Below are 20,879 nucleotides of genomic sequence, written 5' to 3'. Positions count from 1 at the left end.
GCAGCATTTCAACAGGTTAGAATCCCTGGCACGCAGACTGCATGGTCAGTTTGCGCCCCGTCTTCCCTGCTCTGGAGTACTGCCTTTGAATGCGACGACCATCAACAGCCTGTTCTTGATCGGCGCGTTGCTGGTGAGTGCGAGCATTCTGGTGAGCTCCCTTTCGTCCCGCCTGGGTATCCCGATTTTGGTGATCATCCTGGCCGTGGGCATGACCGCCGGCGTCGATGGCGGCGGCATCATTTTCGATAACTACCCGACCGCCTACCTGGTGGGCAACCTCGCCCTGGCCGTGATCCTGCTCGACGGCGGGTTGCGCACACGGGTGGCGAGCTTCCGTGTGGCGCTGTGGCCGGCCTTGTCCCTGGCTACGGTGGGGGTGTTGATTACCACCGGCCTCACGGGCATGGCCGCGGCCTGGCTGTTCGACCTCAATATCATCCAGGGCTTGCTGATCGGCGCCATCGTCGGCTCCACGGACGCTGCAGCGGTGTTCTCGCTGCTGGGCGGCAAGGGCCTCAACGAACGGGTCAGCGCCAGCCTGGAAATCGAATCCGGCAGCAACGACCCGATGGCGGTGTTCCTCACCGTCACCCTGATCGACATGCTCGCCAGCGGCCAGACCGGCCTGCACTGGAGCCTGCTGACGCACCTTATCCGCGAATTCGGCATCGGCGGCCTGGTGGGCCTGGGCGGCGGCTGGCTGATGTTGCAATTGGTCAACCGTATCAACCTGGCCAACGGCCTGTATCCGATCCTGGTGATCGCCGGCGGCCTGTTCGTCTTCGCCCTGACCAACGCCCTGCACGGCAGCGGCTTCCTGGCCGTGTACCTGTGCGGGCTGGTGATTGGCAACCGCCCGGTGCGCAGCCGCCATGGCATTTTGCATATGCTCGATGGCATGGCCTGGCTGGCGCAGATCGGCATGTTCCTGGTGCTGGGCCTGTTGGTCACGCCCCATGACCTGCTGCCCATCGCCCTGCCAGCCCTGGGCCTGGCGCTGTGGATGATCCTGTTTGCGCGGCCGTTGTCGGTGATGGTCGGGCTGTTGCCGTTCAAGGCCTTCCACGGGCGCGAAAAAGCCTTTATCGCCTGGGTCGGCCTGCGCGGCGCGGTGCCGATCATCCTCGCGGTGTTCCCGCTGATGGCCGGCCTGCCCCATGCGCAGCTGTACTTCAACCTGGCGTTCTTTATCGTGCTGGTGTCGCTGCTGGTGCAGGGCACGAGCCTGCCGTGGGTGGCCAAGCTGCTCAAGGTCACCGTACCGCCGGACCCAGCCCCGATTTCCCGGGCCGCCCTGGAAGTGCACGTCACCAGCGAGTGGGAGCTGTTCGTCTACCGCCTGGGCGCGGAAAAATGGTGCATCGGCGCGGCCCTGCGCGAGCTGAAAATGCCCGAAGGCACGCGCATCGCCGCGCTGTTCCGGGGCCAGCAACTGCTCCATCCGTCGGGTAGTACGGTGCTTGAAGTCGACGATCTGCTCTGTGTGATCGGCCACGAACACAACCTGCCGGCCCTTGGCAAACTGTTCAGCCAGGCACCCCAACGGGGCCTCGACCTGCGCTTCTTCGGCGACTTCGTGCTCGAAGGCGATGCCCAGCTGGGCGCGGTTTCGGCCCTGTACGGGCTCAAGCTGGAGGGTATCGACCCGGACATGCCATTGAGCCGCTTCATTACCCAGAAGGTCGGCGGCGCGCCGGTAGTGGGCGACCAGGTGGAATGGAACAACACCATCTGGACCGTCGCGGTCATGGACGGGAACAAGATTGGCAAAGTCGGCGTCAGATTCCCCGAAGGAAGTCGCCCGGGCCCCGGACTCTTCCTCTAAACTGCGGGGCAATAACGCCCCGATTCTTCACCTTGCAAGACCGGTCTCTATGCCAACCCTGCGCACTTTTCTCGCCACTGCCCTGCTGGGCTTGACCCTTTGTGTCGGCAGCGTATACGCCGCCGACCCGCCCAGCGCCGACGCCATCCAGCAAAACCTGGATAAACTGCCCGATCGCAAGCTGCCCGACGCCGACATGAAGGCGTTGCAGGCGATCCTGCAGCAGACCCTGACCTACCTGGGCAACAAGCAGGATTACGAACAACGCCTGGCCGACCTCAAGCGCCAGCTGGAAGAGGCTCCGCGCCAGACCACCGAGAACCAACGCGAGCTGACCCGGCTCAAGGCCACCAAGGTCATCCCGGTGGCCCAACGCTACGCCACCCTGCCGGTGCCGCAGCTCGAGCAATTGCTGGTACAACGCACCACCCAGCAAGGCGATCTGCAAAAAGAGCTGGCCGAGGCCAACAGCCTGACCATCGCCGCACAGACCCGCCCCGAGCGCGCCCAGACCGAAATCAGCAGCAGCCAGACGCGCATCCAGCAGATCAACGCCACGCTCAAACTCGGCAAAGACAATGGCAAGGCTCTCAGCGGCGACCAGCGCAACCAGTTGAACGCTGAACTGGCGGCCCTGAATGCACTGATCCCCCTACGCCGCCAGGAATTGGCCGGCAACAGCCAACTGCAAGACCTGGGCAACAGCCAGCATGACCTGATCCAGGAGAAAACCGCGCGCCTGGAGCAGGAAATCCAGGACCTGCAAACCCTGATCAACCAGAAACGCCTGGCCCAATCCCAACAGACCGTCACCCAACAGTCCATCGAAGCGCAGAAAGCCGGTGGCAGCAGCCTGTTGGCCACGGAAAGCGCGGCGAACCTCAAGCTCTCCGATTACCTGCTCAAAAGCACCGACCGCCTCAACGATTTGACCCAGAAAAACCTGCAGACCAAGCAGCAACTGGACACCGTGACCCAGAGCGATTCGGCCCTGGACGAGCAGATCAACGTGCTCAAGGGCAGCCTGCTGCTGTCCAAGATTCTGTATAAGCAGAAACAGGCCCTGCCACGCCTTACCGTCGACCGTGACCTGGCCGACGATATCGCCAACATTCGCCTGTACCAGTTCGAGGTCAACCAGCAGCGCGAGCTGATCAGCTCCCCCAGTGCCTACGTGGATAAGCTGCTGGCCGACCAGCCGCCGGATGAAGTCACCCCGCAACTGCGGCGTACCTTGCTGGAGCTGGCGATCACCCGCAGTGACCTGCTGGAACGCCTGAGCCGCGAGTTGAGCGCACTGCTCAATGAATCCATCACCCTGCAACTGAACCAGAAACAACTGCTCAGCACCGCCACCACCCTGCGGGCGACGCTCGACGAACAGATGTTCTGGATCCCGAGCAACAAGCCGTTGGACACCGAGTGGCTGGAAACCGTGCCGGCTCACTTGAGCAAGCAGGTCACCACCTTGCCCTGGGCGTCCAGCGTCAGCGAGTTGTATGACGGCCTCACCCAACGCCCGCTGCTGTTCCTGCCGTTGCTGCTGCTGATCGGCGCGCTATTGTGGCGCCGTAATGCGCTGTATGTACGGCTGAAGAAGGTGCACCTGGACATCGGCCACTTCAAGCGCGACAGCCAGTGGCACACGCCCCAGGCCATCCTGATCAATGTCCTGCTGGCCATGCCGGTGGCCCTGGGCCTGGCGCTGTGCGGCTATGCGCTGCAGATTGACGCCCGCGGGCAAAACGCCAACCTGGGCTCGGCCCTGCTGCAGATCGCCCAGGCGTGGCTGGTGTTCTACACCGCCTACCGGATCCTGGCGCCGGGCGGCGTAGCCGAACTGCACTTTCGTTGGGAAAAGCCCCAAGTCGAGTTCCTGCAAGGCTGGGTGCGCAAGCTCGGCCTCGTGGTATTGGCCTTGGTGGCCGTGGTTGCGATTGCCGAACATCAGCCGGCGGCACTGGCCGAAGACGTTCTGGGCATCGCCGTAGTGCTCACCTGCTACGCGCTGATGGCATGGTTGCTGAGCCGCCTGCTGCTCAACAGCCCGACCCACGAAAAAGCCTCACTGTTTCGTAAGGCCATCGGGCTGCTGTTCACCGCCCTGCCGGTCGCGCTGTTTATTGCCGTGTGCTTTGGCTACTACTACACCGCACTGAAACTCAGCGACCGGCTGATCAACACCCTGTACTTGCTGATGTTCTGGCTGGTGATCGAGGCCACCTTCGTACGCTGGCTAAGCGTCGCCGCCCGGCGTTTGGCCTACGCCCGGGCCCTGGCCAAACGCCAGGCCGCCAAGGACGCCGGTGAAGGCGAAGCCGTGGTGGAAGAGCCGACACTGGACATCGAAAAAGTCAATGAACAATCCTTGCGCCTGATCCGACTGGCCCTGCTCGGCGGCTTCATCGCGGCGTTGTATTGGGTGTGGTCGGATCTGATCTCGGTATTCTCATACCTGGATAACGTCACCCTGTACGAATACACCAGCGGCACGGGCGCGAATATCAGCATGGTGCCCATCAGCATCGGCGACCTGCTGGGCGCCTCGATCATCATCGGCATCACCTTCGCCCTGGCGCGCAACCTGCCCGGCCTGCTGGAAGTACTGGTGCTGTCCAAGCTCGACCTGGCCCAGGGCAGCGCCTACGCCACCACCACCTTGCTGTCCTACATCATTGCCGGCGTGGGCTTTGTGACCACGCTCTCCACCCTCGGTGTGAGCTGGGACAAGCTGCAATGGCTGGTGGCCGCGCTGTCGGTGGGCCTCGGTTTCGGTATGCAGGAGATCTTCGCCAACTTCATCTCCGGCATCATGATCCTGTTCGAACGCCCGGTGCGCATTGGCGATACCATCACCATCGGCAACCTGTCGGGAACGGTGAGCAAGATCCGCATTCGCGCCACCACCATCACCGACTTCGACAACAAGGACATCATCGTCCCGAACAAAACCTTCATTACCGGGCAACTGATCAACTGGTCGCTGACCGACACCATCACTCGGGTGACCCTCAAACTCGGGGTGGACTACGGCTCGGACCTGGACCTGGTGAAGGAATTGTTACTCAAAGCCGCACGGGAAAACCCACGGGTACTGAAAGAGCCCGAACCCCACGTGTACTTCCTCAACTTCGGCGAAAGCACCCTGGACCACGAGTTGCGCATGCACGTACGCGACCTGGGCGACCGCAACCCGGTGCTGGACGAGGTCAACCGCTTTATCAACCGTGAGTTCAAGAAACAGCACATCAACATCTCGTTCAGGCAGATGGAGATCTACCTGAAAAACCTCCACGGCCAGGAGTACAAACTGGTGCCGGCCGAGGACGAGCGCAAGACCATCGTCGAGCCCGTCGACAAGCCCGACGCACCGGAGCCTCCCGCAGGCAAAGTGGTGGATGCGCCGGAGCCGCCACCGAGCAAACTCGACTAAACGCCCTATCCCCAGCAGAATACTCGGACATTCTGCTGGAGATGGCCGGTGAAAGCCCTCGACGAACTGACCTTCGACAACCGCTTCGCACGCCTGGGCGACGCGTTCTCAACTCACGTGCTGCCAGAGCCGCTGGACGAACCGCGCCTGGTGGTGGCCAGCAAGGCCGCCATGGCCCTGCTTGACCTCGACCCGGCCGTAGCCGAAACACCGGTATTTGCCGAGCTGTTTGGCGGCCACAAGTTGTGGGCCGAGGCAGAACCTCGGGCGATGGTCTATTCCGGGCATCAGTTTGGCGGTTACACCCCGCAATTGGGCGATGGCCGCGGATTGTTGCTGGGCGAGGTCTACAACCAGGCCGGCGAACATTGGGATTTGCACCTCAAAGGCGCTGGCATGACGCCTTACTCGCGCATGGGCGACGGGCGTGCAGTATTGCGCTCATCGATCCGAGAATTCCTTGCCTCTGAAGCCCTGCATGCACTGGGCATCCCCAGCAGCCGCGCCCTGTGCGTTATCGGCTCGAGCACCCCGGTATGGCGTGAAAAACAGGAGCGTGGCGCCATGGTTCTGCGCCTGGCCCAGAGCCATATCCGCTTCGGGCATTTTGAGTACTTCTACTACACCAAGAAGCCCGAACAGCAGGCCGAGCTGGCCAAGCACGTGCTGAACCTGCACTACCCCGAGTGCCGCGAGCAGCCTGAACCGTACCTGGCGATGTTCCGCGAAATCGTCGAGCGCAATGCCGAGATGATCGCCAAATGGCAGGCGTATGGCTTCTGCCACGGGGTGATGAACACCGATAACATGTCGATCCTGGGCATTACTTTTGACTTCGGGCCGTTTGCGTTTCTCGATGATTTCGACGCGCACTTCATCTGTAACCATTCCGACCATGAAGGGCGTTATTCCTTCAGCAACCAAGTGCCGATCGGGCAGTGGAACCTCAGCGCATTGGCCCAGGCGCTTACGCCGTTTATCAGCGTCGACGCCTTGAAAGAGGCACTTGGCCTGTACCTGCCGTTCTACCAGGCCCATTACCTGGACCTGATGCGCCGCCGGCTGGGGCTGACCACTGCCGAAGACGATGACCAGAAACTGGTGGAAGGCTTGCTCAAGCTGATGCAGAACAGTGGCGTGGACTACACGCTGTTCTTCCGGCGCCTGGGCGATGAGTCCGCGGAGCTTGCAGTGAAGCGGTTGCGCGACGACTTTGTCGACCTGGCTGGGTTCGATGCCTGGGCCGAGCGGTACATAGCTCGTGTTGCGCGGGACGGGGATTACACTCAGGAGCAGCGCCGTGGGCGCATGCATGCGGTGAACCCGCTGTACATCCTGCGCAACTACCTGGCACAAAACGCCATCGCCGCCGCCGAGGCGGGGGACTACAGCGAAGTGCGACGGCTGCATGAGGTGCTTTCCAAACCGTTTGAGGAACAAGCGGGGATGGAGCAATACGCGCAGCGGCCGCCGGATTGGGGCAAGCATTTGGAGATCAGTTGTTCGTCTTGACCTCTTAGATAAAGGTCTCCACAGACACCCCAAAACGCTCGGCCAGCCAACGAATCTGGCGCACGTTGAGCTGGCGTTTTCCGCTCAATACCTCAGAGACGACTGATTGCGCCCCAACCCCCGGAAGGTCGCTCTGGGTGAGGTTGTGCTCGCGCATCATGTAGCGCAGCACATCGACCCCGCTGGCGACGGGCATTGGGCGATGCTCGCGATCATAAGCTTCGATCCAGTCGCTCAGAATGTCGACCAGGCTCATCAGCGGGCTGTCCTCGTCTTCACCCACCAGGCTCAACAACTCATCCAAACCGCACACCAGTGCGTCGTAGTCTGCCTCGTTTTCCGGCTTGCGCAGCACAGGCGAAACGAATTGCCAGTGCTCTGCCGCCACTCGCATAAGTGCGCTCATCTGATTTTTTCCTTCCATTTGTCCTTCTCATAATCGCGATGGTCAAGCAGGTGCTTGATGTAAACGCGCTGCATTCGATACTGCACCGACGCAATCAACCTCAGCTTGTTACCGCCAATATCAAACACATGAAATTCACCTACCTTGTCCGTGGCTGGAAACATGGCTTTCATCGCAGCAAAGTCCTTGGGGGCGTTGCGCTTGATCACGCGATACCACTGATCCAGAGCCGTTGCCGAGCGCGGCCATTTTCCCTTTGCTTCCCAGATCCTGCTTTCACTGATGACTCGCATGCAACGTCCTTATCGCATCTTGCTATGAAGGTTAAACCTGAATTCGAACTATCGCAATTTGCTATAGCCGCAAACAGACCGGTGGCGCACAACAAAAAGCCTAGCTACACGAATCATCCCGGAGCGGGCGAAAATGTGAGCGAATAAGTCGCTGTATCTAACCTTGATAAACCCCACTCCCGGCACCAAATACATCTATTGGCCAGACTCCAGGAGCCTCCGATGTCCGAACCACTTGTAATCCCCTGCCCTCATTGCAACGGTCTCAACCGCATCCCCGGCGAACGTCTGGGTGATGCGCCCAAATGCGGGCGTTGCAAGCAGCCGGTGTTGTTGAACAAGCCCTTTGAATTGAAACAAGGCGACTATGCCAGCCAGATCAAGGGCGATTTGCCGTTGCTGGTGGATGTGTGGGCGGCTTGGTGTGGGCCGTGCAAGTCGTTTGCGCCGGTATTCGAGCAGGCCGCCGGGCAGCTGGAAGGTAAGTGCCGGTTGGCGAAGCTGGACAGCGAGGCCAATCAGCAGCTGTCGGCGCAGTTGGAGATTCGTTCGATTCCCAGTTTGATTCTGTTCAAGAACGGACGCGAAGTGGCGCGCCAGAGTGGGGCATTCCCGTTGCCGCAGTTGATGAGCTGGTTGCGTAGCCAGGGCGTATAACCAGATCATCAGCACAACACCGGACAGTGTGGGAGGGGGCTTGCCCCCGATGCAGTGTGTCAGTCACCACATGGATTGGCTGACACACCGCTATCGGGGGCAAGCCCCCTCCCACATTTTTGACCGTGTTTCAGCTTTGGGGCAGTGGGGCTTCTCGGTCCATCATCTGGCCGACCAGCATGACGCCCAGTTCGCTTAATTGGTGAATCGCCAGCGCCACATCGCGATGTTCGCCAGTGAGGTCGTTGGACAAGTTGAGTAATAGCGTGCGCACGGAGGAGAAGGTTTCGTAGCTGTTGAGCACGAGGGCTTCGGTGGGGAGGTTGGGTGTAACGGTATAAAGGTTAACCATGGATCGTCTCCGAGTAGAGGAGCCGCAACCTACCGCTACTAAACGGAGGGTGGCAGCTGTACGCAGGTTAGTAGACCGGGGAGACGCAACCGGCGCGCTCGAAAGCGCCCTCCGTACAGCCACCATCAAGTTCAGGACGCTCCTGATCGACGAATTGCCGTACGTCTCACCACGGGCTACTAAACCCGATCACTGAACATTCAGCGACCGGCAAACCTTAGAGACGCCCATCCAGACGCACAAGCCGGCGGATTCTGGCGTACCTGTAGGCAAGGTTACAAGGCACAAGCCTTATTGCCAGACCGGTCCTACAACCTCTGTGGGACGATTCATTGGAATACCATCCAAATGTGGGAGGGGGCTTGCTCCCGATAGCAGTAGGCCAGTCAACTTATCAGGTGACTGACACACCGCCATCGGGAGCAAGCCCCCTCCCACATTGGATCTGTGTGGCACTTGAGATCAGGCGTTTTCCAGCAGATTGTGCAATTCCACAAACTGCTGGGTCAGCTTGTGCCTGGGGTCCAGGTGGATCAGTGGCTTGCTCTCCTGGTGCGACTCGCGCATGCGCACCGAGCTGGCCAGGTACACCGGCAGTACCGGCAGTCCTTCGGCAATCAACTCATCAAGAATCTGCTGCGGCAGGCTGGCCCGGGCCTGAAACTGGTTGACCACGATGCCTTCCACTTCCAGGCCTTCATTATGGTCGTCCTTCAGTTCTTCGATTTCCGCCAGTAGGCCGTACAGGGCCTGGCGCGAAAAGCTGTCGCAATCGAAGGGGATCAGCACACGGTCAGCCGCAATCAGCGCAGAAACCGCATAGAAGTTCAACGCGGGTGGCGTATCGAGGTAAATGCGGTCGTAATCCTCACTCAACTCATCCAGCAGCTTTCGCAGCTTGTTGATCTTGTGTTTGGCTTCGAGCTTGGGCTGCAGGTCTGCCAGCTCGGCGGTGGCGGTGATCACGTGCAGGTTGTCGAACGGCGTTTCGTAGATATCCACCTTGTTCTTCTTGGAAAACGGTCCGGAAGATAGGGTTTGCTTGAAAAAGTCGGCAATTCCCATGGGAATATCGTCGCCGGTCAAGCCGGTGAGGTATTGGGTCGAGTTGGCTTGTGTATCGAGGTCCACCAACAGGGTCCGGTAACCTTCGCTGGCGCTGACCGCCGCCAGGTTGCAGGCGATGCTGGACTTGCCAACCCCGCCTTTCTGATTGAACACCACGCGCCGCATGGAAAAACCTCCGTGTATCAATGAATGCCCGAGTGTAGAGCGCAAAAGCGCCCGTTAGCTACCTCGTTCATCCATGCACTGCTGCATTACCAGTAAGCCTTAGTACATCACGCACAAATGGATAGGAACGGTCCGACAATCCAAGTCGCGCCTGAGTAAGGGACAATCTGTCATTCCTGCCCACTAATTTGTAATCAGACTTGAACAATTCTTTACCAAAGTTTGCTAGAACCCCACGGCACCGGGATAATGCGCGCCATTCGGCCATCGCTGCCTATCCCGGTATTCGGGGCTACCGGCCGCACATGGAAGCCCGCAGGGGCGGGATATCTTCTCAGTGATCAACTTCAACATCGCCCAATGGCGCGCCTGGGCTCCTGGCCTGGAGACCGCGGACGACTGGCACGGCTGGTGCCGGGCCCCGGTGTTGCTGCCTGTCTGTGAAGACTCGCCGGATGTGTCATTTTTGCCAGCGATGCAACGCCGCCGCCTCAGTCGCCTGGCGCGCATGGCCTTCAGTGTGGGCTGGCCATTGGCCGAGGGTTTGCAGGATTTGCCCCTGGTGTTTATCTCCCGGCACGGCGAAACCCCGCGCACCCTCGATATCCTCAGCGACCTGGCCAACGATCAGCCGCTGTCACCGACCCAATTCAGCCTTTCGGTGCACAACGCAGTGATTGGCCTGTGGTCGATCCTGCGCAATGAAACCAGTGAAATGACCGCCCTCGCCGCCGCAGGCGATGGCCTGGAGCATGGCCTGCTCGAAGCCGCCGCGCTATTCAATGAAGGCGCCCCGGCGGTGCTGCTGGTGATCACCGAAGAACAGCCGCCCGAAGCCTACGCCGGTTGGATCGATGACGTGCCGTTCCCCTACGCCCTCGGCCTGTTGCTGACCCCGGGCGACGAGTGGCAGTTGGAACTTACCAGCGCCACTGTCCAACCCACCACCACCGCCCAGTGGCCCCATGCCCTGAACCTGCTGCGCACCCTGTTGACCGAACAGGGCGCCTGCCAACATGCCTGGAAGAACCGCGTATGGAACTGGCAACGCAAGCCCTGACCGACAAGCCTCGGGACGCCTACTACTGGCGCCTGTTCGCCACCGCCGCGAGCTTTTTCCTGTTCGGCGTGGGCGGGTTGTGCCTGCGTTTGCTGGTGTTTCCGCTGCTTAATTGCCTGCCGGGCGACGCCACGCAGCACCAGCGGCGCGCACGCCACACCATCAGTTGCCTGTTCTGGTTCTTCATCCGCATGATGAAATCCCTGGGCATCCTCACTTTCAGCGTCGAGGGCGCCGACAAGCTCGGGCGCCCCGGGCAAATGATCGTCGCCAACCACCCGTCGCTGATCGACGTGGTGTTCCTGATCGGCCTCATGCGCCAGACCAACTGCGTGGTCAAGCAGAGCCTGTTCCAGAACCCGTTCACCCGCGGGCCGGTGCGCGATGCCGGCTATATCAGCAACGACGGCAGCGCCGACATGCTCGATGCGGCTGCCGACGCCCTGCGCGCCGGCCAGACCCTGATCATCTTTCCCGAAGGCACCCGCACCACGCCCGGCGCGGCGCCTGCCTTTCATCGCGGTGGCGCAGCCATTGCCCTGCGCGGTGCGACAATCATCACCCCGGTGGTGATCAAGGTCAGCCCCACGACCCTGACCAAGGCCGAACCCTGGTATCGCATTCCCAAACGTCGATTCCACTTCAGTTTGCGCGTGGGGGCCGATATAGAACCACAAGCGTTTGCCGCGCTCGGCCCCGCGCCCCAGGCTTCACGCAAGCTCAACGATTACCTGCATCACTATTTCATTAAGGAGCTCGCCGAAGATGAGCGACCAACACCGCCTTGAGCACGAGATAAAAGAGCTGATCATCGAGGCCCTGGGCCTGGAAGACATCAGCGCCGACGATATTGGCAGCGATCAGCCCCTGTTCGGCGAAGGCCTGGGCCTGGACTCGGTCGACGCCCTGGAATTGGGCCTGGCGATCCAGAAAACCTACGGTATCAAGATCGATGCCGACGCCAAGGACACCCGCAATCATTTCACCAACGTGGCCAGCCTTGCGGCGTTTGTCACGGCCCGACAGGCAGCTTGAGACCGTACCATGCAAACTCGTGACGATATTTTCAACACCCTGCGCGACGCCTTGGTGGAACTGTTTGAGCTGGAACCTGAACGCGTCACCCTTGACGCCAACCTGTATCAGGACCTGGAAATCGACAGCATCGACGCCGTGGACCTGATCGACCACATCAAGCGCCAGACCGGCAAGAAGATCGCCGCTGAAGAGTTCAAGGCCGTACGCACTGTGAACGACGTGGTTGAGGCGGTGTACCGTCTGGTCCAGCCCGCCGCATGAGCCGGCTGATCGGCCTTGGCCTGTTGTTGGCGGGGCTGCTGTATCCCTTCGCCGTGTATTACGGCACCGAGCACTTTGCACCGTGGCAGTTCGGCTTGCTGCTGGGCAGCTTGTGGCTGCTGCGCGCCCTGACGGCTGCGCGGCGCCCGGGCAGCCGCTGGATGGCGGCGACGGTGATCCTGTTCTGCCTGCTGCTGGCCTGGTTCGATAACCCGCAGTGGTTGCGCTGGTACCCGAGCCTGGTCAGCGCGTTCATGCTGGCGCTGTTCGGCCTGAGCCTGAAATACGGCCCGCCGATGGTCGAGCGCCTGGCGCGCATGACTGACCCGCAACTGCCGCCGAAGGCAATCGTGTATACCCGCCAGGTCACCGTGGTGTGGAGTGCATTTTTTCTGTGTAATGGCCTGCTCGCCGCCGCACTCACGCTGTGGGCGCCGCTGAGCTGGTGGACGTTGTACAACGGCTTGATCGCCTACGGGCTGATGGCGCTGTTGTTTGCCGTGGAATGGCTGGTACGACAAAGGGTTCGAGGCCGCGTATGAATGGGTTGAAACTTGAGCACTTGTTGCTCGAGCCGCTGCAACAGCGCTGGGTCACCACCGAGCCTGACATGAACCACGCCCAACTGTGGGAAGCGTCACTGCGCCTGGCGGCCGGCCTGCAGGCGCGTGGCATCCAGCGCCTGGCCGTGTACCTGGAAGACGCCGGCGTCCTGGCGATTGCCTTGCTGGGCGCCTGGCGCGCCGGTGCCAGCGTGCTGCTGCCGGCCGACCTGCAGCCCCAGACCCGCCATCGCTGGGATCCTGCCGTCGACGCCTGGCTGACAGAAGCCACTGACCTCGAGGCGCTGTACCAGGCGCCACTGAGCCCTGCGGTGCTTGATCTGGACAGTTGCCAATTGAGCCTGTGTACCTCCGGCTCCAGCGGCGAGCCCAAGCGCATCGACAAATCCCTGCGCCAACTGGCCAATGAAGTCGAGGCGCTGGAAGCCCTGTGGGGCGCGGACCTCAAAGACGCCTGCGTCATCGGCAGCGTCGCTACCCAGCACATCTACGGCTTGCTGTTTCGCGTGTTGTGGCCGCTGTGCGCCGGCCGCCCCTTTGTGCGCAAGCAACTGGCGTTCCCCGAGGACATGCAGCGTGCCAGCCGCGAGCACCCCCGATTTGCCTGGGTCGCCAGCCCGGCGCTGCTCAAGCGCATGGGCGACAACCTCGACTGGCCTGCGCTGAGCCAAGTAGCACGAGTGTTTTCCTCCGGCGGTGCTTTGCCGGTTGAAGCCGCGGGCAGCCTATACGACCGCTTGCAGCAATGGCCGACGGAAATTCTCGGCAGCTCGGAAACCGGCGGCATCGCCTGGCGCCAGGGCGCGCAGCCCTGGCAGCCGTTTGCCGATGTGCAACTGAGCCAGGATGCCGACGGCGCGCTGCGCATCGCCTCAAAATACCTGCCCGAAGGGCATGTGGAGCAGACCGCCGATGCCGCGCGCATCCATGCCGATGGCCGTTTCGAATTGCTGGGCCGCCTGGACCGCATCGTCAAGCTGGAAGAAAAACGCATCTCCCTGCCGATGCTGGAACAAGCGCTTATGACCCACCCCTGGGTTGCGGAAACCCGCCTGGGCGTGGTGCAGGAAAACCGCGCCTCCCTCGGCGCCCTGGTGGTACTCAGCGCGGCTGGCCTGCATGCCCTGCGCAACCAGGGCCGGCGCACGCTCACCCAAACCCTGCGCCAGCACCTGGGCCAACACTGCGAAGCCCTGGCCCTGCCCCGGCGCTGGCGGTTGCTGCGCCAATTGCCGCTGAACAGCCAGGGCAAGCTGCCCCAGGCCGACATCGAAGCACTTCTGCTGGCTCCCCGGCCAAAAGCCCCCGAAGTGCTGGAGCAGGTCGAAGCCGATGGCGAATGGACCGTGCAACTGAGCGTCCCGCCGGACCTGGCCTATTTCAGCGGTCACTTCCCGGTAACGCCCGTGCTGCCAGGCGTGGTGCAGGTGGAATGGGCGTTCAATCTGGGCCAGCAACTGCTCGATTTGCCGAGCACATTCGCCGGCATGGAAGTACTCAAGTTCCAGCAACTGGTGCGCCCAGGCGACCGTATCGAACTGCACCTGCGCTATGACCGGGAACGCCGCAAGCTGTACTTCGCCTACCGCAACGGCGTCGCGGCCTGTTCCAGTGGCCGCATACAGCTGGAAGCCGCCCATGCATAACCCCTGCGCCCTGATCCCGGTCTACAACCATGAAACCGCCGTACCTGCTGTGGTCCGCAGTCTGCTCGACAGCGGCCTGCCCTGCCTGCTGGTCGACGATGGCAGCAGCCCGGCCTGCGCGGCGGTGCTGGCGCAACTGGCGACCCTGGACAACGTCACCCTGCTGACCCTGCCCAGCAACCAGGGCAAAGGCGGCGCGGTCATGGCCGGTTTCCGCGAGGCGGCGCGCCTGGGCTACACCCACGCCCTGCAAGTGGATGCCGACGGCCAGCACGACTTGCGTGAAGTCGAAACCTTTATCGACACCTCCCGCCGGCATCCCAACGCGGTGATATGCGGCTACCCCGAATACGACGACAGCGTACCCAAAGGCCGCTTGTATGCGCGCTACCTGACCCACGTGTGGGTGTGGATCAACACCCTGTCGCTGCAGATCCGCGACTCGATGTGCGGCTTTCGCGTGTACCCGCTGGCGCCGACCCTGACCTTGATGGACTCGGCTTATATCGGCACGCACATGGATTTCGACTCGGACATCCTGGTGCGCCTGGCCTGGCGCAACCAACCGATGCGCTGGCTGCCGACCCAGGTGCACTACCCGGCCGACGGCTTATCGCACTTTCGCCTGTTCCGCGACAACGTTCGCATCAGCGCCATGCACACGCGCTTGTTCTTCGGCATGTTGGTGCGTGCGCCGATGATCCTGTGGCGACGGTGGCAGGCATGAGCGACAGTACCAAGCACTGGGCCGACCGCGAGGAACGTGGCAGCTTCTGGCTGATGAAATTCACGGCGGTCGCGGCAAAAGTCCTTGGTCGTCGACTGTTGAGCCCGTTGCTGTACAGCATCGTTTTTTACTTCTTCCTGTTCGGCCGCACCGCCCGCCAGAGCGCCTGGCAATACCAGCAGCGCCTGGCAGAATGGAGTGGGCGCAATGAGCTGCATCCCACCCACAGGAAAGTCTTCGGCCAGTTCATGGCCTTCGCCGATTCGCTGCTGGACAAGCTCGATGTGTGGAACGGCAAGCTAAGCCTGGAGCAGATCGACATCGACGACCCGGCGCAATTGCGCGGGCAACTGCGCGGCGAACGCGGACAGATGCTGGTGGGCGCGCACCTGGGCAACCTCGAAGTGTGCCGCGCCCTCGCGGAGATCGGTGAGCAGGTGACCATGAACGTGCTGGTGCACACCAAGCACGCCGAGCGTTTCAACCGCCTGTTGGGCGAAGCCGGCGCCACCCATTTGCGCCTGATCCAGGTCAGCGAACTGGACCCGGCCACCATGCTGCTGCTCAGCCAGCGCCTGGACGACGGCGAGTGGCTGGCGATTGCCGGCGACCGCATACCGCTGCACGGCGGGCGCACGGTGCGCGTGGACTTCCTCGGCCATGCCGCCGCCTTCCCCCAAGGCCCATGGCTGCTGGCCGGCCTGCTCAAATGCCCGGTGAACCTGCTGATGTGCCTCAAACACCAAGGCCGCTATCGCCTGACCATCGAGCCTTTCGCGCCGTTGATCGAATGGAAGCGCAGCACCCGCGAGCAAGTGATTGCCGAGTGGACTGCACGCTACGCCGCACGCCTGGGCCAGTTTTGCCTGCAAGCGCCCCAACAATGGTTCAACTTTTACCCTTTCTGGAAGACCGATGACGACGCATCTTGAGCCGGTAACCTTTGGCGAACGCCCTTTGCGCATCGAAGACGTGCTGGCCCTGGCCAACTGTCAGGCGCCCACGCAGTTGCAGGATGACGCTGCCTATCGCCAGCGCATCGCCAAAGGCGCGCAGTTCCTCGACTCGTTGCTGGACAAGGAAGGCGTGATCTACGGCGTGACCACCGGCTACGGCGACTCCTGCGTGGTGGCGGTGCCGCTGGAACATGTCGAGGCGCTGCCCCGTCATCTGTACACCTTTCATGGGTGCGGGTTGGGCAAGTTGCTCGATGCCCAGGCGACCCGGGCGGTACTGGCGGCGCGTTTGCAGTCGCTGTGTCACGGCGTGTCCGGGGTACGCGTGGAACTGCTGGAGCGCCTGCATGGATTCCTCGAACACGATGTGTTGCCGCTGATCCCGGAAGAAGGTTCGGTGGGCGCCAGCGGTGATCTGACGCCGCTGTCCTACGTGGCCGCGACCTTGTCCGGCGAACGTGAAGTGCTGTTCCGAGGAGAACGTCGCCAGGCGGCCGAAGTGCATCGCGAACTGGGCTGGGAGCCGCTGGTATTGCGGCCCAAGGAAGCCCTGGCGTTAATGAACGGCACCGCGGTAATGACCGGCATTGCTTGCCTGGCTTTCGCCCGCGCCGACTACCTGCTGCACCTGGCCACGCGCATCACCGCGCTGAATGTGGTGGCGCTGCAAGGCAACCCGGAGCACTTCGACGAGCGCCTGTTCGCCGCCAAGCCGCACCCAGGCCAGATGCAAGTCGCCGCTTGGCTGCGCAACGACCTGGCGATTGATGCGCCAACGGCGCCGCTGCATCGCTTGCAGGATCGCTACTCCTTGCGCTGCGCCCCTCATGTCCTCGGCGTGCTGGCCGACAGCCTGAACTGGCTGCGCTCATTTATCGAGATCGAGCTCAACAGCGCCAACGACAACCCAATCATCGACGCCGAAGCAGAACGCGTGCTGCACGGCGGGCACTTCTACGGCGGGCATATCGCCTTCGCCATGGACAGCCTCAAGACCCTGGTGGCCAACGTCGCCGACCTGCTCGACCGCCAGCTCGCGCTGCTGGTGGACGTGCGTTACAACCATGGCCTGCCAAGCAACCTGTCGGGCGCCCCCGAAGACCGCGCGATGATCAACCACGGCTTCAAGGCCGTGCAGATCGGCACCAGCGCCTGGACCGCCGAAGCCTTGAAAAACACCATGCCGGCCAGCGTGTTCTCACGCTCTACCGAGTGCCACAACCAAGACAAGGTCAGCATGGGCACCATCGCCGCCCGCGACGCCATCCGTGTGCTGGAGCTGACCGAACAGGTCGCCGCCGCTACCCTGCTCGCCGCCAACCAGGGCGTGTGGCTGCGCGCCCAGGCCGAGGATGCACGACCGCTGCCACCGGCATTGGCCGCGATGCATGCAGAGCTGGCCAAGGACTTCCCGCCAGTCATCGAAGACCGCGCCCTGGAAGGCGAACTGCGCCTGTGCCTGCAACGCATCGCCGAGCAACATTGGAGGCTGCATGCGTAGCCCCGGCGTGTTGCACAGCGACACTGAAATCCTCGTGCCGTTTTTCGATATCGACACCATGAACGTGGTGTGGCACGGGCATTACGTGAAGTACCTGGAAGTGGCGCGCTGTGCGTTGCTGGACAAGATCGGCCATAACTACACGGCCATGCTGGAGTCCGGCTACGCCTGGCCGGTGATCGACATGCAGCTACGCTATGTACGTGGCGCCACATTCGGCCAAACCCTCAATGTGCGCGCCAGCCTGGTGGAGTGGGAGAACCGTTTGAAGGTCAATTACCTGATCACTGACCTGGCCAGCGGCGAGCGTTTGACCCGCGCCAGCACCGTGCAGGTGGCGGTGCAAATCGCCAACCGCGAGATGCAACTTGCCTCGCCCAGAGTATTCACCGACGCCGTAGAGAGAGCCTTGAAATGAGATCCCCTGTGGGAGTGGGCTTGCCCGCGATGGACGTTAACGATAACGCGCGCCAACTGACACTGCGCAGCGCCCTCAGGTTTTTCGCGAGCAAGCTCGCTCCTACAGGGGTCGCGTTGTTGCTGAGCTTCAATGCCCAGGCTTTCGACTTACAGCAGTTGAGCGATCAGCTTGCAAAACCCGCCGTCATCCACGGCAACTTCCTCCAGGAAAAACACCTGCGTGCCCTGCCCCAGCCGCTGGTCAGCAAAGGCACCTTCGTGCTCGCCAAGGACCACGGCCTGTTATGGCTGCTCAAGACCCCACTGCAACAGGACTACCGCATCACAGGCCAAGGCATTGCCAGGCGTGACGCCAACGGCTGGCAACCGCTGCCGAACAAGAGCGCCGGCGACGAGCAGAATCGCCTGTTCCTCGCCGTGCTGCAGGGCGACAGCAGTGGCTTGCAGCGTGACTTCGAACTGCAACTGCAAGGCCAGGCCCAGCAATGGAAGCTCACCCTGATCCCGCGCTCGCTGCTGCTCAAGCAAGTGTTCACCCGGATCAATATCGACGGCGGCGAGCTGGTGCACACCATCGAACTGCTGGAAACCCAGGGCGACAGCACCGTGCTGCGCATGCAGGACAGCACGGCCAGCCAGCCCCTGAGCGATGCGGAGCAACACGACTTTGCCCAGTGAGCGCCTGCTGCCGCGCCTGTTCCTGATCCTGCTGGTGGCCGTACTGGCCCTGGCCGGCTGGCAGTGGCGCCATGGCGCGCCGTTGTCGGCCAACCTGATGGAGCTGGTGCCCGGCAGCACGCCGGACGCCCTTGAGCAGCAAGCCGAACAGCGCATGCAGGAGCCGCTCAACCGCGAAATGCTGGTGCTGGTGGGGCATGCCGACCGCCAGCAAGCACTGGCCGTAGCTCAGCAATTGGGCGAGCGTTGGCAGGCCAGCGGCTTGTTTGAAAAAGTGCAGTGGAACCTGCAAGCCGACCTGCCAGCACTGCGCGAGCAACTGCTGCGCGGGCGCTTGTCGATGCTCTCGGCCAAGGACCGCGAGCAACTGATTGAGCAACCCGACGCCTTCATCCAGCAACGGGTGCAAGCGCTGTTCGACCCGTTCACCGGCTTCAGCCTGGTGCCGAGCCAGGACGACTGGCTGGGCCTGACCGGGCGTATCCAGAACAGCCAGCCGCAACACGGCTCGGTGCAACTGGATATCGGCAGCGGCGCCTTGATCGCCGAAGCCGACGGTAAAAGCTGGGTACTGCTGCGGGCGCGCACTACCGGCAATGCCTTCGATATGAAATTGCCGCTGCTCGTGGCGGATTTGCTCCAGGCCTGTCGCGCACAAGCTGGCGAGCAAGGCGCGCAACTGCTCGCCGCCAGCGGCTTGCTCTATGCCGCCAACGGGCAACGGCAGGCCACCCGGGAAATCACCTGGGTCGGCGGCGGTGCGACCGTCGGCATCCTGCTATTGCTGCTGCTGGCATTCCGACGCTGGCGCGTATTGCTGGCGTTTGTGCCGGTACTGGTGGGCATGCTGTTTGGCGCGGTGGCCTGCGTGGCGCTGTTCGGGCATATGCATGTGATGACCCTGGTGCTGGGCTCCAGCCTGATCGGCGTGGCGGTGGATTACCCATTGCACTACCTGTCGAAAAGCTGGAGCCTGCAACCCTGGCGCAGTTGGCCGGCCTTGCGCCTGACCCTGCCGGGGCTGAGCCTGAGCCTGGCCACCAGTTGCATCGGCTACCTGGCACTGGCCTGGACGCCGTTCCCGGCGCTGACACAAATCGCCGTGTTCTCCGCCGCCGGGTTGGTGGGTGCTTATTTGTGCGCTGTGTGCCTGTTGCCGGCGCTGCTCAAGGGCGTGGAACTGCGCCCGGCCCAATGGCCGCTGCATATCGCCCAGACGCTGTGGCAAATGCGGGCTGCACTGATCAAGCACGTCCCCAGTTCGGTGCTGCTGGTGTGGGTGCTGTTGTTCTGCGCCGCGGGCCTGTGGCAACTGAACAGCAAGAACGATATCCGCCAATGGATCGGCGCGCCGCCGCAATTGCTCCAGGAAGCCCAGGCCGTAGCGCGCATCACCGGGTTCCAGCCCACCAGCCAGTTTTTCCTGGTGCGGGCCGACAATCAGCAACAGTTGCTGGAACGCCAAGCCGCCCTGGGCAAACGCCTGGATCAGTTAGTGAATATGGACAAGCTCGAGGGTTACCTGGCGCTCAATCAGCTGGTGAGCCTGGCGGACGAACAGCAACAACTGCGGGACGCGCTGAACAAACTGCCGCAACACTGGCAGCCGCTGCTGGACCTGGGTGTGCCCGCCAGCGCCCTGCAAGCTGAAATCGCGCAGTTGCAGGCGCTGCCCATCACCGACATCGACGCAGCATTGCAAGGGCCGCTGGCCGAACCCTGGCGCACGCTGTGGCTCGGCCCGGTAGACGGCGGCGTCGCGGCCATGGTCAGCCTGCAAGGCTTGAACAACCCGGCGCTACTGCGGGTGCAGGCGCTGGACTTGCCCGGTGTGCAATTGGTCGATCGCCTGGGCGACTTGAACCGGGTGTTTGCCGACACGCAAATCAGCGCCGCCGAGTTGAAGTTGATGTCTTGCGTGCTGATCGTGCTGTTGCTGATTGCGCCCTTTGGTTTTGGCGGTGCCTTGCGTATCGTCGCCCTGCCGCTGCTGGCCGCGCTGTGCAGCCTGGCCAGCCTCGGCTGGCTGGGCCAGCCACTGACCCTTTTCAGCCTGTTCGGCCTGTTGCTGGTGACGGCCATCAGCGTTGACTATGCGATTTTGATGCGCGAGCAGATCGGCGGCCCGGCCGTCAGCCTGTTGGGGACGCTGCTGGCAGCACTGACGACTTGGTTGTCGTTCGGCCTGCTGGCAGTCTCTAGTACACCGGCGGTGAGTAATTTCGGCCTGTCGGTCAGCCTCGGCCTGGCGTTCAGCTTTATGCTGGCGCCCTGGGCCGGGCAGCAGAAACACACCTTATGAATGCGATTATCGC

The 20,879-nt window shown here is 62.3% G+C and carries 20 protein-coding genes; 16 read left to right on the top strand and 4 right to left on the bottom strand.

Annotated elements, in window-relative coordinates:
• The first annotated feature begins 85 nt into the window (after window positions 1–85).
• From QZR30_RS11190 to selO, 3 genes are read left to right on the top strand one after another with little or no spacing between them, the layout of a single operon-like run.
• A complete protein-coding gene (locus tag QZR30_RS11190; protein ID WP_005784108.1) occupies window positions 86–1,828 on the top strand; it encodes a potassium/proton antiporter in 1,743 nt (580 codons plus the stop codon).
• A 49-nt stretch (window positions 1,829–1,877) separates the two neighbouring features.
• Window positions 1,878–5,261, top strand: coding sequence for a mechanosensitive channel MscK (gene mscK, locus QZR30_RS11185; RefSeq protein ID WP_311903306.1), 3,384 nt, complete (start codon window positions 1,878–1,880; stop codon window positions 5,259–5,261).
• A 48-nt stretch (window positions 5,262–5,309) separates the two neighbouring features.
• A complete protein-coding gene (selO, locus tag QZR30_RS11180; protein WP_046070590.1) occupies window positions 5,310–6,773 on the top strand; it encodes a protein adenylyltransferase SelO in 1,464 nt (487 codons plus the stop codon).
• Between the two features lie 4 nt (window positions 6,774–6,777).
• Here selO and QZR30_RS11175 read toward each other — a convergent pair whose 3' ends face one another.
• A complete protein-coding gene (locus QZR30_RS11175) occupies window positions 6,778–7,179 on the bottom strand; it encodes a helix-turn-helix domain-containing protein (RefSeq protein WP_046070589.1) in 402 nt (133 codons plus the stop codon).
• On the bottom strand, window positions 7,176–7,472 hold the full coding sequence (locus QZR30_RS11170) for a type II toxin-antitoxin system HigB family toxin (protein WP_043047206.1): 297 nt from the start codon (window positions 7,470–7,472) through the stop codon (window positions 7,176–7,178). The genes QZR30_RS11175 and QZR30_RS11170 overlap by 4 nt, the downstream gene beginning before the upstream one ends.
• 222 nt (window positions 7,473–7,694) lie before the next feature.
• Between QZR30_RS11170 and trxC the strand changes: the two genes are divergently transcribed.
• Complete coding sequence (gene trxC, locus QZR30_RS11165; RefSeq protein WP_046070588.1) at window positions 7,695–8,129, top strand: thioredoxin TrxC; 435 nt, start codon at window positions 7,695–7,697, stop codon at window positions 8,127–8,129.
• A gap of 130 nt (window positions 8,130–8,259) precedes the next feature.
• On the opposite strand, the gene QZR30_RS11160 is transcribed toward trxC, so the two are convergent.
• Together QZR30_RS11160 and QZR30_RS11155 are read right to left on the bottom strand one after the other, a co-directional pair.
• Window positions 8,260–8,481: a DUF6124 family protein gene (locus tag QZR30_RS11160; protein WP_046070587.1), complete on the bottom strand. Its 222-nt coding sequence runs from the start codon at window positions 8,479–8,481 to the stop codon at window positions 8,260–8,262.
• Window positions 8,482–8,943: 462 nt separating this feature from the next.
• On the bottom strand, window positions 8,944–9,714 hold the full coding sequence (locus QZR30_RS11155; RefSeq protein ID WP_311903305.1) for a ParA family protein: 771 nt from the start codon (window positions 9,712–9,714) through the stop codon (window positions 8,944–8,946).
• Window positions 9,715–10,051: 337 nt separating this feature from the next.
• Between QZR30_RS11155 and QZR30_RS11150 the strand changes: the two genes are divergently transcribed.
• From QZR30_RS11150 to QZR30_RS11095, 12 genes are read left to right on the top strand one after another with little or no spacing between them, the layout of a single operon-like run.
• Window positions 10,052–10,774: a beta-ketoacyl synthase chain length factor gene (locus tag QZR30_RS11150; protein ID WP_056847142.1), complete on the top strand. Its 723-nt coding sequence runs from the start codon at window positions 10,052–10,054 to the stop codon at window positions 10,772–10,774.
• Window positions 10,750–11,562 carry a lysophospholipid acyltransferase family protein gene (locus tag QZR30_RS11145; RefSeq protein ID WP_046070585.1) on the top strand — a complete coding sequence of 271 codons (813 nt, stop codon included), beginning with the start codon at window positions 10,750–10,752 and terminating at the stop codon, window positions 11,560–11,562. The genes QZR30_RS11150 and QZR30_RS11145 overlap by 25 nt, the downstream gene beginning before the upstream one ends.
• Window positions 11,540–11,809: a phosphopantetheine-binding protein gene (locus QZR30_RS11140; protein ID WP_046070584.1), complete on the top strand. Its 270-nt coding sequence runs from the start codon at window positions 11,540–11,542 to the stop codon at window positions 11,807–11,809. Before QZR30_RS11145 ends, QZR30_RS11140 begins: the two co-directional genes overlap by 23 nt.
• A gap of 9 nt (window positions 11,810–11,818) precedes the next feature.
• Window positions 11,819–12,073, top strand: a complete 255-nt coding sequence (locus tag QZR30_RS11135; RefSeq protein WP_003209389.1) for an acyl carrier protein — start codon at window positions 11,819–11,821, stop codon at window positions 12,071–12,073.
• Entirely contained in the window at window positions 12,070–12,615 is a 546-nt protein-coding gene (locus tag QZR30_RS11130; RefSeq protein WP_046070583.1) for a membrane protein, read from the top strand. The genes QZR30_RS11135 and QZR30_RS11130 overlap by 4 nt, the downstream gene beginning before the upstream one ends.
• Window positions 12,612–14,282 (top strand): acyl-CoA synthetase family protein, encoded by a 1,671-nt coding sequence (locus QZR30_RS11125; protein WP_046070582.1) that lies wholly within the window; start codon window positions 12,612–12,614, stop codon window positions 14,280–14,282. The genes QZR30_RS11130 and QZR30_RS11125 overlap by 4 nt, the downstream gene beginning before the upstream one ends.
• Complete coding sequence (locus tag QZR30_RS11120) at window positions 14,275–15,009, top strand: glycosyltransferase family 2 protein (protein ID WP_046070581.1); 735 nt, start codon at window positions 14,275–14,277, stop codon at window positions 15,007–15,009. The genes QZR30_RS11125 and QZR30_RS11120 overlap by 8 nt, the downstream gene beginning before the upstream one ends.
• Window positions 15,006–15,941 carry an LpxL/LpxP family acyltransferase gene (locus tag QZR30_RS11115; protein WP_311903304.1) on the top strand — a complete coding sequence of 312 codons (936 nt, stop codon included), beginning with the start codon at window positions 15,006–15,008 and terminating at the stop codon, window positions 15,939–15,941. The genes QZR30_RS11120 and QZR30_RS11115 overlap by 4 nt, the downstream gene beginning before the upstream one ends.
• Window positions 15,925–17,466: an HAL/PAL/TAL family ammonia-lyase gene (locus QZR30_RS11110; RefSeq protein ID WP_311903303.1), complete on the top strand. Its 1,542-nt coding sequence runs from the start codon at window positions 15,925–15,927 to the stop codon at window positions 17,464–17,466. The genes QZR30_RS11115 and QZR30_RS11110 overlap by 17 nt, the downstream gene beginning before the upstream one ends.
• Complete coding sequence (locus QZR30_RS11105) at window positions 17,459–17,884, top strand: acyl-CoA thioesterase (RefSeq protein ID WP_046070578.1); 426 nt, start codon at window positions 17,459–17,461, stop codon at window positions 17,882–17,884. The genes QZR30_RS11110 and QZR30_RS11105 overlap by 8 nt, the downstream gene beginning before the upstream one ends.
• A 29-nt stretch (window positions 17,885–17,913) precedes the next feature.
• Window positions 17,914–18,564, top strand: coding sequence for an outer membrane lipoprotein carrier protein LolA (locus tag QZR30_RS11100; protein ID WP_046070577.1), 651 nt, complete (start codon window positions 17,914–17,916; stop codon window positions 18,562–18,564).
• The gene (locus QZR30_RS11095) at window positions 18,536–20,866 is read left to right on the top strand and encodes an MMPL family transporter (RefSeq protein WP_311903302.1); all 2,331 of its coding nucleotides are present in this window, start codon (window positions 18,536–18,538) and stop codon (window positions 20,864–20,866) included. Before QZR30_RS11100 ends, QZR30_RS11095 begins: the two co-directional genes overlap by 29 nt.
• Window positions 20,867–20,879 lie beyond the last annotated feature (13 nt).

Source organism: Pseudomonas sp. rhizo25 (assembly GCF_031931935.1).
GTDB classification, from domain to species: domain Bacteria; phylum Pseudomonadota; class Gammaproteobacteria; order Pseudomonadales; family Pseudomonadaceae; genus Aquipseudomonas; species Aquipseudomonas synxantha.
The sequence above is the reverse complement of the archived record's forward strand: the minus strand, read 5'-3'. Positions and strand labels throughout refer to the sequence as shown.